The organism is uncultured Boseongicola sp. (genome assembly GCF_937988555.1).
Taxonomy (GTDB): domain Bacteria; phylum Pseudomonadota; class Alphaproteobacteria; order Rhodobacterales; family Rhodobacteraceae; genus Boseongicola.
The window spans coordinates 1-13,437 of sequence record NZ_CALJXO010000187.1 but is presented as its reverse complement, the minus strand read 5'-3'; the positions used below and the strand labels follow the sequence as shown (position 1 = coordinate 13,437).

Annotated in this window: 16 protein-coding genes; 3 read left to right on the top strand and 13 right to left on the bottom strand. The window is 55.5% G+C overall.

Translation table 11 applies throughout. From position 1 onward, the window contains the following. The 3 genes from Q1B15_RS10230 to Q1B15_RS10220 all read right to left on the bottom strand — a co-directional run. Positions 1-484 (bottom strand): methyltransferase domain-containing protein (locus Q1B15_RS10230; RefSeq protein ID WP_299753621.1); only part of this gene is annotated, 484 nt, incomplete at its 3' end. 40 nt (positions 485-524) lie between these two features. Then, entirely contained in the window at positions 525-695 is a 171-nt protein-coding gene (locus Q1B15_RS10225) for a hypothetical protein (RefSeq protein WP_299753619.1), read from the bottom strand. Between the two features lie 151 nt (positions 696-846). Then, positions 847-1,527 carry a spermidine synthase gene (locus Q1B15_RS10220; RefSeq protein ID WP_299753617.1) on the bottom strand — a complete coding sequence of 227 codons (681 nt, stop codon included), beginning with the start codon at positions 1,525-1,527 and terminating at the stop codon, positions 847-849. 256 nt (positions 1,528-1,783) lie between these two features. Here Q1B15_RS10220 and Q1B15_RS10215 point away from each other — a divergent pair, with 256 nt between their 5' ends. From Q1B15_RS10215 to Q1B15_RS10205, 3 genes are read left to right on the top strand one after another with little or no spacing between them, the layout of a single operon-like run. Continuing rightward, entirely contained in the window at positions 1,784-2,107 is a 324-nt protein-coding gene (locus Q1B15_RS10215; RefSeq protein ID WP_299753615.1) for an SDR family NAD(P)-dependent oxidoreductase, read from the top strand. Continuing rightward, a complete protein-coding gene (locus tag Q1B15_RS10210; protein ID WP_299753624.1) occupies positions 2,085-2,315 on the top strand; it encodes a hypothetical protein in 231 nt (76 codons plus the stop codon). Before Q1B15_RS10215 ends, Q1B15_RS10210 begins: the two co-directional genes overlap by 23 nt. Continuing rightward, on the top strand, positions 2,316-2,741 hold the full coding sequence (locus Q1B15_RS10205) for a hypothetical protein (RefSeq protein ID WP_299753613.1): 426 nt from the start codon (positions 2,316-2,318) through the stop codon (positions 2,739-2,741). It abuts the gene before it with no gap. An 89-nt stretch (positions 2,742-2,830) separates the two neighbouring features. On the opposite strand, the gene Q1B15_RS10200 is transcribed toward Q1B15_RS10205, so the two are convergent. The 10 genes from Q1B15_RS10200 to Q1B15_RS10155 all read right to left on the bottom strand — a co-directional run bounded on the left by Q1B15_RS10200 (position 2,831) and on the right by Q1B15_RS10155 (position 13,330). Then, a complete protein-coding gene (locus Q1B15_RS10200; RefSeq protein WP_299753611.1) occupies positions 2,831-3,955 on the bottom strand; it encodes a Gfo/Idh/MocA family oxidoreductase in 1,125 nt (374 codons plus the stop codon). Further along, entirely contained in the window at positions 3,956-5,011 is a 1,056-nt protein-coding gene (locus Q1B15_RS10195) for a sugar phosphate isomerase/epimerase family protein (protein ID WP_299753609.1), read from the bottom strand. It abuts the gene before it with no gap. Next, positions 5,008-6,090: a LacI family DNA-binding transcriptional regulator gene (locus Q1B15_RS10190; protein WP_299753607.1), complete on the bottom strand. Its 1,083-nt coding sequence runs from the start codon at positions 6,088-6,090 to the stop codon at positions 5,008-5,010. The genes Q1B15_RS10195 and Q1B15_RS10190 overlap by 4 nt, the downstream gene beginning before the upstream one ends. 17 nt (positions 6,091-6,107) lie before the next feature. Next, on the bottom strand, positions 6,108-7,733 hold the full coding sequence (locus Q1B15_RS10185) for a dihydroxyacetone kinase subunit DhaK (protein WP_299753605.1): 1,626 nt from the start codon (positions 7,731-7,733) through the stop codon (positions 6,108-6,110). 12 nt (positions 7,734-7,745) lie between these two features. Next, the gene (locus tag Q1B15_RS10180; protein WP_299753603.1) at positions 7,746-8,741 is read right to left on the bottom strand and encodes an ABC transporter ATP-binding protein; all 996 of its coding nucleotides are present in this window, start codon (positions 8,739-8,741) and stop codon (positions 7,746-7,748) included. Next, complete coding sequence (locus tag Q1B15_RS10175; protein ID WP_299753601.1) at positions 8,734-9,831, bottom strand: ABC transporter ATP-binding protein; 1,098 nt, start codon at positions 9,829-9,831, stop codon at positions 8,734-8,736. Before Q1B15_RS10175 ends, Q1B15_RS10180 begins: the two co-directional genes overlap by 8 nt. 4 nt (positions 9,832-9,835) lie before the next feature. Next, entirely contained in the window at positions 9,836-10,024 is a 189-nt protein-coding gene (locus tag Q1B15_RS10170; RefSeq protein ID WP_299753599.1) for a hypothetical protein, read from the bottom strand. Next, on the bottom strand, positions 10,021-10,959 hold the full coding sequence (locus tag Q1B15_RS10165; RefSeq protein WP_299753597.1) for a carbohydrate ABC transporter permease: 939 nt from the start codon (positions 10,957-10,959) through the stop codon (positions 10,021-10,023). The genes Q1B15_RS10170 and Q1B15_RS10165 overlap by 4 nt, the downstream gene beginning before the upstream one ends. After that, positions 10,956-11,900 carry a sugar ABC transporter permease gene (locus Q1B15_RS10160; RefSeq protein WP_299753595.1) on the bottom strand — a complete coding sequence of 315 codons (945 nt, stop codon included), beginning with the start codon at positions 11,898-11,900 and terminating at the stop codon, positions 10,956-10,958. Before Q1B15_RS10160 ends, Q1B15_RS10165 begins: the two co-directional genes overlap by 4 nt. A 110-nt stretch (positions 11,901-12,010) precedes the next feature. Then, complete coding sequence (locus Q1B15_RS10155) at positions 12,011-13,330, bottom strand: extracellular solute-binding protein (protein WP_299753593.1); 1,320 nt, start codon at positions 13,328-13,330, stop codon at positions 12,011-12,013. Positions 13,331-13,437 lie beyond the last annotated feature (107 nt).

Here is a 13,437-nt window from a genome sequence, read left to right as displayed (position 1 = left end):
TAGCATCACGTTGCGCAGTGGGCTGCCCTCCCAAGAGCGACGCCGCACGGACTGCACCTCGGTCAAAAGTATCAAACAACGTCTTTGGGATTTTCACTCCGAGCTCGGTGGCAACGTTGGTAAACTGGATATCGGCAAAGGCTGCATTGGCAACCATAGGTTCCGCAATGTCGCTATCTACTAGCAGATGCACGGCCGGCCCTGACGGCGGTGTCACCGAAGGTTCTCCAAGACGCGCAAGCGCATCGAAGAGCCAACCGAATGCGACGTCGGAGCCTTTGCATCGCCAGATTAAAAACGCGATTCTCCCGCCCGGCTTAAGTACCTGGGCCGCTTCCGCTAGTCCACGCGAGGGGTCTGGCAAATGCGGAACACCGAACCCTATAGTAACTGCATCCAAGCTATTGTCTGCGAAGTCCATCGCCATCGCATCGCCCTGAACAAACATCGCTCCGGGAGCGACAACTTGCGCCAACGAAATCATTGCCGCTCAGAAATCTAGTCCGGTAACGTTAGCCCACGCGCTAAAAGCTCCACCGCAACCACACCATGCCGGTGCACAGATCAAGAACCTTTCTCTCTGGCCCCGCCACAACCGCATCCGAAAGCTTTTCCGCAACAACACGCGTAGCGACCTCGAACTCAGCGGCATAGCCTTTGGCAATATCCGGATCGCTCCAGCCTTCGCGTTCCATTTCTTTCGAATTTACAGGTGTTGGTAATGTGCCCTCTAACTTGACGTTCGCATGCCTTCAGCCAGCTTCGGAACACAGTACAACTACAAAAATCCGCCTTGGTAGGTTGGGCTTAAAGCCAACTTTTTCAGCAGCTCCAAATTTGTGAAAATCAAATCCCGGATCTAACAGCGGTCCAGATAGTGTGGCGGCTGCCTCGCTTGGCGCGACTGGCGCGAACCGTTCGTGCGTTAACGCCGAAGCCGCTTTCGGACAGCCGTTTGGTAAAAGCCGGGTCGTGCGTGGCTGACCAAATGGCAAGAACACCGCCAGATGTCAGTGCCCGACGCGCCGATAGCAGCCCTGCCCGCCCGTAAAGCGCGTCGTTGTCTGCACGCGTAAGGCCATCGGGGCCGTTGTCGACATCAAGCAGGATTGCATCGAACGCCCCGCATGCGCCACTTATCTCGGCGCCGACATCGCCCGTTCTGATCTCCACGCGCGGGTCTGCAAGGCATTCCCCGAAAACTTCCGCCATATGCTGCGAGGCCCAGTCGATCAGATCGGGAACAATTTCTGAGACGATCAGACGTGCATCGGGCGGTGCGACCGACAGCGCGGCGCGCAGAGTGAAGCCCATTCCAAGTCCACCGATCAGCACGCATGGCGCTGCGTGACCGGCCAGAAGTTCCAACGCATACGTTGCAAGCGCTTCTTCCGACCCGCCAAGGCGGCTGTTCATTAACTCGTTGCCACCTTCAAGGCGGATCGAGAACTCATCGCCCCGGCGCAAAAGCCGTAGAGTGTCCCCTTGTGGAGCGGTTGCCGTCGCCAAGTGTATCCAAGGTTGCATTCTGAAGTCCAATCGCCGTCTCAGAATAGGGACGTATCCGATCGCGGGACGTATTTGAAGGACAAGGCGTTTCAAGCGCAAGCCGCTTTCCCTTGCCGCTGACCTCGACGACATTCAGCAATACCAAAGCCACGAAACTTCCGGAAATAGGCATCGGTCCGATCAAAGAGGTTTCCGATGCGTTTTAATCAACGCAACTATGTAGAAGTCTTCGGATGCGCAAACCAATTTATCCAACAATCGAGGCATCCCCTGAATGACCCTCGCAAACAAACCACTTGCCATTGTAACCGGCGCGTCCTCTGGCATTGGTTTGCATGCGACACGCGCCCTGATCGACAAGGGCTGGTATGTGATTATGGCTTGTCGAGATCTGGAAAAAGCGCAACAGGCAGCACGCAGTCTTGATCTGCCGGATCACGGCTTCGAGATCGCGCATCTGGACCTTGGATCGCTCGATAGCGTCCGCACCTTTCACACCGCATTCCACGCGAAAGACCAAGCGCTCGATGCGCTTGTTTGTAATGCCGCAACCTACCTGCGCAACCGAAAGGGCCATGCGCTCACCGGAAGGCCTTGAGATCAGCTTTGCAAGCAATTATTTAGGCCACTTTCTGCTGGCCAATCTGATGTTGGAGGACTTACAGAAATCTCCAGCGCCGCGGCTGGTGACACTCGGCACGGTGACGGCAAATTCCGAAGAGTTTGGTGGCAAAGTCCCTATCCCTGCGCCGGCGGATCTGGGGAATTTCCAAGGATCTCTGGATGGCTTCAAAGCACCAGTTTAGATGATTGACGGAAAGCCGTTCAAACCAGGCAAAGCCTATAAGGACAGCAAGCTCTGCTGCATGATGATGAGCCGAGATCTGCACACGCGCCTTCACGACGCCACAGGTATCGTGTTCAGCATGCTGTATCCCGGATGCGCGGCCGACACGCCGCTGTTTCGCAATGCACCAGTACTTTTTCAGAGGATCTTTCCGTGGTTCCGAAAGAACATTACCAAAGGGTACGTGTCGCAGCCTTTGTCTGGAGACCGTGTCGCACAAGTTGTCGCCGACCCGGAGTTCGCGCAGTCAGGGGTTCATTGGAGCTGGGTCAACAGACAACAGGTTGATCGAAAGGCATTTGCCCAAGGCCTTTCCTCCGGAGCAACAGATAGCCAGCGTTCAAAGAAACTCTGGGAGCTTAGCGCCGGTTTGGTCGAACTTTGATAATCTGCAAATTGATCTGCCGCTCAACGAATGCGAAACTTTGAGTAGCTGTTCTCGCCGCGAATTCTGACGGCACCCTTTGCTGTCTTTCACAACGTAACCCAGGCCGAATTTCTCTGGGAAGACCTCACACAGGCGTCAATAAATTCTACACCCCGCAATCCATCCAAAACCGTCGGATAGATGACATCACGGTCCGGCGCTTTCCCATCGCGATGCGCCTCTATAGCATTTGCAGCTTCGCTGTAGATTGTCGCAAACCCTTCCAGATACCCTTCGGGATGACCGGGCGGTATACGGCTTACGCGACCTGCCGCGTCCCCGGCCCCAGCTCCATTGCGGGTGAGCAGGTGCTTGGCTTCGCCAAACGGCGTGTGCCAAAGATAGTTCGGGTCTTCCTGTGCCCATTCCAACCCGCCACTTTCGCCAAATATGCGAATACGCAGCGCGTTTTCGTTGCCGGGAGCGACCTGCGAACACCAGAGCATGCCCTTGGCGCCGCCATGAAACCGCAACATCACATGCGCGTTGTCGTCAACCTGACGTCCCGGCACAAAAGCATCGAGGTCTGCCGCCAGACTCTCTACTTCAAGACCGGTAATAAAGCGCGCAAGATTGTGGGCGTGGGTGCCAATATCACCGGTTGAGCCGCCGGCCCCGGACCTTGCCGGGTCGGTACGCCACTCGGCCTGTTTGAACGTCTCTTCCTTGGTCAGCCAATCCTGCGGATACTCCACCTGGACGACGCGCACCTTACCGATGATGCCATCCGCCACCATCTCACGTGCCTGACGCACCATCGGGTAGCCAGTGTAATTATGCGTCAGCACAAAAAGCGCCTCCGACTTCTCGGCGGCTTTCACCAGCTTCTTTGCATCAGCAAGCGTCGACGTCAGCGGCTTGTCACAGATCACGTGGATCCCACGCTTGAGAAACTCCCGTGCGGCCGGATAGTGCATGTGGTTCGGTGTCACAATCGCGACGGCCTCGATCCCGCTTTTCAGACGCGCTTCCCGGATCGCCATTTGCCTGAAGTCATCGTAAATACGCGGGAGGCCAAGCGCCTCACCCGAAGCGCGCGCCTTTTTCGGCGTCGATGACAACGCACCAGCGACAAGCTCGAACCGGTCATCGATGCGCGATGCAATGCGATGAACACCTCCAATGAACGCGTCGTTGCCGCCGCCAACCATTCCAAGTCTGATGCGTGCCATTTATGATAATCCCAGCATCTTGCGGTTCGCAATCTCGTCTGTTCCACCGCCAGCGAAATCGTCAAACGCGCGCTCTGTCACGCGGATGATGTGGTCTTTCACAAACTGAGCGCCTTCACGTGCACCGTCCTCGGGATGTTTCAGGCAGCACTCCCATTCGACGACGGCCCATCCGTCGAAATCCATCGCGGCCATTTTCGAGAAAATGGCTGCAAAATCAACCTGCCCATCTCCGAGCGAGCGAAACCGTCCGGCCCGATCAACCCATGGCTGATAGCCGGAATAAACGCCCTGTCGCCCCGTCGGATTGAACTCGGCATCTTTGACGTGGAACATCTTGATTCGGTCCCTGTAGATATCGATATTGTCCAGATAATCAAGGCATTGCAGCACGTAGTGAGACGGAGCGTATAGCATATTGCAGCGCGCATGGTTATCGACACGCTCAAGAAACATCTCAAACGTTATTCCATCGTGCAGGTCTTCACCGGGATGGATTTCGTAGCAAATGTTCACATCATTGTCTTCGGCGTGGTCCAGAATTGGACGCCAGCGCTTGGCAAGTTCGTCAAACGCAGTTTCAACCAAACCCGCAGGTCGCTGCGGCCAAGGATACACATAAGGCCAAGCAAGCGCGCCGGAAAAGGTCACATGATCGTGGATGCCCAAATTCGCCGAGGCCGAGATAGCCTTCATCATCTGATCGACAGCCCATTCTTGCCGTGCCCTCGGATTGCCGTGCACCGACGGATCGGCAAAACCGTCGAACGCAGCATCATATGCCGGATGTACCGCGACAAGCTGACCTTGCAGGTGCGTCGACAGTTCCGTGACCTCGACGCCGTTCTCTACGGCCTCACCTTTGAAGGTGTCGCAGTAGTCCTTGCTTGTTGCGGCGCGGTCGAGATCGAACAGGCGCGCGTCCCAGCTAGGCACCTGCACGCCCTTATAGCCGCAGTCGGCGGCCCATTTCGTAATGGAATCCCACGAATTGAACGGTGCTTCATCGCTTGCAAATTGCGCCAAAAACAGCGCCGGTCCTTTGATTGTCTTCATGGATTAGCCTCCCAATTAGGCACCGCATCTGGCGGCATATTCTCTTTCAGATAGACGTCGATGCGAATGCGCTCCTGCGCCATGTTGATCGGCATACGGTCACTGTTGGCGCGCATAATCCTCACCGCGCTGCGCACAAGGTGCCCCGAATCCTGACTAATGACAGCATCAAAAAGCCCGCAGTTCAGAGCATTTCGTGACAATGGCGTCAATTCATGCGCCACCACTACGGGGTTTTCCAACGCGGGTTCCGTTGCCAAAAACCGTAGGAGCCCCTCATTTCCCGCCGCCGACGAGTAAATACCGATGATATCGGAATTGTCCGACAACACGTCCGGCAAAAGTCGCTCGATCAATCCGGGATCGTCGCGCCCTTCAAGCGAGGCGAGTACCCGCAGATGCGGAAAGTCTCGGCCCATTACTTCGTCAAATCCCAGCCGACGCTCAAGGTGATCGCGCGCGAGCATAGACCCGGTCAGCACCAATACCTCGCCCCGTCTGGTGCCTAAGAACCGGCCGAGCAACTGCGCGGCTGTTCGCCCAGCCGCAACATTGTCCACCCCAATATAATGATCTCGCTCCGAACTGGGGATGTCCGCCACAAGAGACACAACCGTGACGCCATTCTTTTTGAGATGCGCAACGGAATCGCGGACCGACGGCGTTTCGGGGCCAAATATCGCGACACCATCGACGCGCGTGACATCAATCGCGTCAATCGCAACCGCAAGCGCCACAGGGTCAAACGCCGCAACGTGCACGAAAGATAACCGTGTCCGCTCGTGGCGCAGCCCTGCGTTCAGCTGCTCGATCTGCGTCTCCAACGACAATAGAAACTCGTTTTTATTTGACGGCAGAATGAAGACAAAATTGTAAACACGCCCACGCGCCAGATTGGCCGCAGCCGTGTCGCGCACATAGCCGAGATCAGCGATCGCTTGATTCACCTTCTGAACCGTAGCCTCGCGGACACCAGGGCGCGCGTTCAAAACCCGGTCAACGGTCGCAAGGCTTACCTCAGCGACACGGGCAATGTCGTTGATCGTCGGATTAAGCTGTGGGTCGTTTCCTTGCTTCATTGCGTCCTTTTGCGTCTCTAAATCGCTTTGGCCAATCCTTCAAAAAGCCGCGCTACGGCTTCGGCACCCGGGTCATTGTGACCTATCAAATTTTCCGTCGGAACATAGGTTGCGCGACCTGCCTTTGCGCGCCCCATTGAGGCCGTCTTAATCGCGCCAGCACGGGCGGCTTTTGCGGCCGCATCCATCCCGTCTGGCAAAGCAAGCAAAGCGGGTTCAAGCGCGTCGATCATTGTACGATCACCTCGCGACGCCCCGCCAACTTGAGAAATTCGATCAAGACCCGCCAAAAGCGCCTTGGTCGTTGGCTTTCCACTGGCGCAAGCGTCACCGGTCGCGCCAAAGAAAATCGCCAGAATAACCCCCGAGGATCCCCCCATGGTCTGGCTCAACTCATTGCCGACTGCGCGAAACAGTTGCGTAAGGTCGGCAAGAGGCAAACGGTCCAACGATCCCTTCAAAGCCCGCGCCGCCGTTGCAAGCGTACTCCCGGTATCACCGTCTCCCGATTTCAAATCCAGCGCGTTCAGGTCCTCTTCAGCCGCGATCAGCAAATCGCAACACTGATTTAAGACACGTCGCGTTTCGGCGTTCGCCGAGGCGATCGGCTGGATCGGGCTTAAACCATCCGGCAAGGGACGCACCTGGACCGGCGATATGTCTTTCATTCCGGGCCACGCAGGCAAGTCAACCGGCCTGGCCAGCAAGGCGTGACTTTCAGCGTCAACCGGCAAAACAGACACCGAGAACCCATGCATATCAAGCGAGGTCATCATTGGGGCCGGACCAATAATATGTTTAATTTTCGACGCTTTATCAGAGTTGGCGAGCTCATGGGCAAGAATGCTCATTTCAAGCGGTGTCGTTGATCCAAGGTTGTTCAAAATAGCCACATGCGGGCCCGACCCGATCATCGGCTCCAGCTTTTCCAACACCAAATCCATTGCGTTGCGCGCGCCGGTGAATGCAACCTGCTGTACGCCCGCCTCGCCATGAATGCCAAGGCCCAGTTCGGCCATACCCGGCGCGATGCGATCTTCCTTCGCTGACCCCGGAACCGTGCAGGTATCCAGCGATTTACCAATGGATGCCATCGCCTTGATAGCGCTTTCGGCCGCATTGGTAACGGCGTCCAGATCCGCGCCATCCTCTGCCATGGCTCCGGTGATTTTGTGCACAAAAAGCGTTCCTGCCACGCCACGCGGCTGCGGCAAGTCGGGAAGCGCTATGTCATCATCGACAACCACCATCGAAACGCGCAATCCAAAAGCGCGGGCGCGCTCTGCGGCAAGACCATAGTTCAAACGGTCGCCGGTATAGTTTTTCACAATCAGCAGACAGCCCGGCGATCCGGTCACGGCAAGAATGCCAGCCAGAACCGCATCAACCGAAGGCGAGGCAAAAACCTCGCCACATACCGCTGCGGTTAGCATTCCTTGCCCCACGAAGCCGGCGTGTGCCGGTTCGTGCCCGGACCCGCCGCCCGAGACAAGCGCAACCTTGGACTTGTCCCAATCCGCACGGCAAACGACTTTGATATGCGGATATCCGTCAAGCCGCGTCAGCGACCCACCGGATGTTTCAAGCAACCCGTCGAGGGCGTCCGTGACAAGGGCCTCTTTGGAATTGATGAACTGGTTCATGACAAGGTCTCCTCAGCGAATTCGGTTGCCGTCAACGTCGAAACAAAGCGGGCTTCTTGGTGAAATTTTGATTTGCGTGCCGGGCCGGTAGTCTGTCGCCGGATCGGCAATGGTCGTTATGGCGTGTCCCCGTAAATTGAGGTGCAGCCGGTTATGATCGCCTAGATGCTCCACGCGTTGGATGTCTGCCTCCAGACCGTCGCCTTGCGCAATATGCTCTGGGCGCATCGCGATCTGGTGGGTGCCTGAAGGCACATTCCCGAAGACATCAGCTGGAAGAGTATTGATCCGCGGCAGTCCAAGACGACCCGCGACATAAAGCGAGTTCGGATTTTCATAGATCTCACGCGGCGAACCGAACTGTACCAGCTTGCCTTCGTTCAAAACACCAACGTGCGTGGCCATCGTCATCGCTTCGATCTGATCATGCGTCACGTATAAAAGCGTCGCACCAAGATTGGCCTGGATACGCTTCAATTCCACACGAAGATCGGTGCGCAGCTTTGCATCCAGCGAGCTAAGAGGTTCATCCATAAGGTAAATAGACGGCTCACGCACAAGAGCACGACCAATGGAAACGCGCTGCATTTCACCACCCGACAATGCCGTCGCCTTGTTGTCCAACTTATGTGTGATCTGCAAAACATCTGCGACTTCAGCCACTTTGCGTTCGATCTCGGCGGGAGGTGTTCTCAGGATCGGAGACTTTAGTGGAAACGCCAAATTATCTCTGACCGACAGGTGCGGATAAAGGGAATATTGCTGGAACACCATCGCGACGTCGCGCTGCGCTGGGGTTTCACTTGCGACGTTGCGCCCCCCGATCCAAATCTCGCCACTGTCACCTTTTTCAAGGCCCGAGATCAAACGCAACGTCGTGGTTTTTCCGGCTCCTGTCGGTCCTAAAAGAACGACAAACGCGCCGTCTGGAATGGTCATCGAAATATCGTCGACACCAACATTCCCTCCGAACGACTTTGATAGATTTTTTAAAACAACTTCAGCCATTTACGAGCACCTCGTTGTTCAGATGCGAGCGTAGAGCTCGACCATTCGCCTCGTCAAAAAGGGTGATCTTTGGAGCCTCGAAACTGAGCCCGACCTTCTCGCCAACAGTTGCAACCTGCGTGCTGTCGATCCGCGCCTTCAACTCGCCGTTCGGCGTATCCAGCGTGATGATCTGAGTGGTCCCAAGATACTCTGATGCAAGCACTTCCCCCCGATAGTCCCCGGCGTCGGACAAAGCGACATGCTCGGGTCGCACACCAAATACCAACGGACCGGAGGCCCCTTGCATCTGGCGCGGAACACCCATCTTCAGGCCGTTGAGATCGACGCTCTCGGCACCTTCAGCGACAGAGCCGTCAAAGCGAAGAAAGTTCATCGAAGGCGAGCCAATGAAGTCGGCCACAAACATCGAGGCCGGCTTGTCATAGATTTGCTGTGGCGTGCCGAATTGCTCGACCACCGCGTTGTTCATCACGACGATCTTGTCACCCATCTGCATGGCTTCCAACTGGTCATGCGTGACGTAGACAGTCGTCGCATTCATGCGATCGTGCAGGGCGCGAAGTTCTTCGGACATGTGCTCGCGAAACTCTGCATCCAACGCGCCCAAAGGCTCGTCCATCATAAACGCCTTTGGCTCGCGAACAATGGCGCGTCCCAAGGCGACCCGCTGTCGATCACCGCCAGACAGACCTCCCACGGGCCGGTTCAGAATATCACGAATGCCAAGGATGCCAGCTACCTCTTCGACCTTGCTTTTGACATCCGCCCGCGCCATCCCTTGCGAGACCAGCGGATAGCTCAAATTCTTGCGGACATTCAGATGGGGGTAAAGCGCAAACATCTGAAAAACAAAGGCAATATCACGCTTCGAAGGAGGAAGCTGGCTGATCTCTTCACCATCAAGGTAGATCTCGCCAGACGTCGGCAATTCCAATCCGGCGATCATCCGCAAGGTCGTGGTTTTACCACAGCCCGACGGTCCAAGCAGCATGAAGAACTCGCCATCTTCGATGGTAAAGCTCGATTCCCTCACAGCTGTGAAATCGCCGAATTCCTTGCGGATATTTTTGATGATAATTTGCGCCAAAAGGTCAGTCCTTGAAGTGCGAAACGATGATGAACATCACCGTCCCGACCAGCGTTGTGATGAATGAATAGGTGTAGGCCCAAAGCACGAATGGTTGCATCAACATGAACACCCCAAGCCCGATCAGGATCGTGGCAAGCATTTCCCAAGGTCCGCGCTTGAGGCGCATCAGGCCAGTGAAGAAATTGGTCATTTGCGAACAGCTCCGAACGTGATCCCGCGCAGCAGGTGTTTGCGCAGCAGGATGGTAAAGATCATGACGGGCAGCAGGAAGATCGTGGCGCCCGCCGCAACTGCAGGCCAATCTAGCCCGCCGACACCAATAATTGTCGGAATGAACGGCGGAGCAGTCTGCGCCGTGCCCGAGGTCAATAGGACCGCAAAGGCGTATTCATTCCAGGCAAAGATCAGGCAAAAAATCGCCGTTGAGGCGATACCCGTCGCGGCCTGTGGCAAGACGACTTTGTAGAACGCCTGGAACCGGGTGTAACCGTCGATCAAAGCGGCCTCTTCGTATTCCAGCGGAATTTCGTCGATAAACCCTTTCAACAACCAGACCGCCAGAGAGATATTTACGCCGGTATAAAGCAGGATCATTCCCAGATGCGTGTCGGACAAGCCCAGTTGGCGGTACATCAGAAAAATCGGGATCGCGACAGCAATGGGCGGCATCATCCTTGTACTGAGGATGAAAAACAAAAGGTCATCTGCAAAGGGTATCTTGAACCTTGAAAAAGCATAGGCCGACAGGGTGCCGAGGAAGATACTTAGAAACGTCGAGCCAAATCCAATGATGACCGAGTTCAAAAAGCGCTCCCCAAACTTCGAGGGGCCTGCGATGACCATGTCGTATTCGCGCACGATCTCTTCATACCAGGTCTGCGGAGGGTTTGCGTCCAGAAACTCAGGCGTCTGCCGGGTACGCGTCGTGAACAGGTTCACATAGCCCTCAAGCGTCGGCTCGAATAACACTTTGGGAGGATAGCTGATCGCATCTGAGGGCGATTTGAAACCCGTCAGCATGATCCATGCCAGCGGCACCATGGTGACCAAAGCGTAGACGATAACCAAGGTCCCTGCGAACCACTTGGCGCGGTTTGACGGCTCGGTGACAGAGAAACTGCTCATCGTTCTTTCACCTTGTTCAGCGCTTTAACGTAAATCGAGGCAAGCCCGAAAACCGTGACGAACAGAATAATCGCATAGGCCGACGCATAGCCGGTGCGCCATTTCTCGAACGCTTCACGTTTGAGATTGATCGAGGTCAATTCGGTCGTGGAACCAGGTCCGCCGCCGGTCAATTGCACCACCAGATCGAACATCTTAAAGTTCTCGATGCCTCGAAACAGGACCGCCAGCATCAAGAACGGCAAGACCATCGGCACAGTGATCGTAAAGAACTGTCGCAACTTCGACGCCCGGTCCACTTCGGCGGCTTCATAAATGTAATCTGGTATCGACCTAAGCCCCGCAAGACAGATGAGCATTACAAACGGCGTCCACATCCATGTGTCGACAATAACAATTGACCACGGCGCAAGGTTCACCTGCCCCAGCATCTCGAAACTCGACGGATCCTTGCCCGTGAAAAAGCCGATCACATAGTTGAACAAGCCGATTTGTGGCTGATAGAGGAATTTCCAGAAATTCCCGACAACGGCCGGCGACAGCATCATCGGCAGCACGATGATCGTCGTCCAAAGATCGTTGCCTTTGAATTTCTTATTGATCAGATAGGCCAGCGCAAAACCGATCACGACCTGAAAGAAGATCGTCCAGAATAGGAAATGCGCCGTAGCCTGCATATTCAGCCAGATGTCACTATCCGTCAAAATCCGCTGGTAATTCCGCAGGCCGATCCACTCGACCTCACGATTTCGGTTGGCTTTGAAATCTGTGAAGCTCAGTCGGATGGTCCACATCAGTGGGAAAATGTTGATCGCCAAAAGCAGGAAGATCGTTGGGCCGACGAAAATCCACGCGATGGCACGATCGCTCAGACCTCTGATTTTGCGTGCAACGCTTGGAGGCGTGACGGCTGCGGCACGAGCTGCTGGAGTCTCAGACATGAGCGGTGATCCGGGCAATAAGTGAGGGGTTGGTTGGACCCGCACGCAAAGTGCGGGGCCAACCAAAAGTTTTGAAGGCCCCCAAGTGTCAGGGGCGCTTCATCGAGGCCTTAAAGCTTGCCTTCGTCTTCGAAGACTTCGGTCCAATCCGCGACCAACTTATCAAGCGCTTCCTGTGCGGTGCCCTGATCGGCGACCACATAGTCATGGAGACGCTTTTGCATCGCGAGAAGAAGTTCCGCGTAAACTGGCTCCTGCCAGAAATCCTGCACTGATCCCATGGCTTCAAGGAAATCGCCCGCAAATGGCGCGCTGTCCACGAAACCCGGATCGTTCAGCACCGAATTATGGGCCGAATATCCACCAAGGGACCACCACTTTGCCTGAACATCAGGGTCGGCAAACCACTTGATATACTCAAGCGCAGCATCCTGCTTGTCTGAATAAGCAACGACCGAAATGCCCTGCCCGCCCAGTGTAGACCCAGCTTGGTTCTGTGGTGGGTTGACGAAGAAGTCGATCTTTTCTCCGCCTGTGTTGGGATCAGCATAAAGGCCCGGGAAGAATGCAAACCAGTTCATCGCCATGGCGACCTGACCCGATTTGAACGCGTCCAGAGATTCGCCCATGTAAGAGTTGGTGTATCCCGGTGGTGTCGCAGTTTCATAGAATTCTTTATAGAATTCCAGCGCCTCGACAGCTTCAGGCGAATTCACCGCGCCCTCCATGTCATAGGACCCCGGTGTATTCTCATACTTAAAGCCCCAGGGATACAGGGCCGATGTGACACCCATCGTGATGCCTTCAGACCCGCGCTCGGTAAAGATCGACGCACCGTAAACGGTTTTGCCATCAATTTCGCGTTCCTGGAAGAACTGAGCGATTTCCAGCAATTCTTTCTGTGATTTTGGCTCTGCCAGATCACGGCCCGTTTCAGCTTTGAACGCCGCTTTGATGTCGTCGCGTCCGAACCAGTCCTTGCGATAGAACCAACCATTTGCGTCGCCCATGGCAGGCAGAGCGTAATAGTTTGGCGTGCCTTTTGGCCATGTCGAATAGGCGTAGACGGTCGCATCGGCAAAGTCAGACATTGAGATGCCCTCTTTGTCGAAGAATTCGTTCAGCTTGACGTAGTGACCGTTCTCAGCGCCGCCCCCAATCCACTGGCTGTCGCCGATCAACAGGTCGCAAAGCTTACCGCCGGAGTTCAGCTCGTTCAGCATGCGGTCCGCGAAGTTTGGCCATGGGATGAACTCAAAGCTCATGTTGTGGCCGGACTGGCTTTCGAACTCTTTCGAAAGCTCAACAAGCGCGTTTGCGGGGTCCCAAGCGGCCCAGCAAAGTGTCAGGTCTTCGGCCTGAGCCGTGCTTGCTAAGGATGCAGCGGCGATACTCAGGGCACTGACGGATGCCAGTTTGATGGTCTTCATAGATTTTCCTCCCAAGGTGTCATCGGCTGTCATTTCTTGCACGCCGAATCATCGTTTCGTAGTTCGACGCTATTTGAGGTGCGCACCTCAAGTCTACAGTTTTTTGA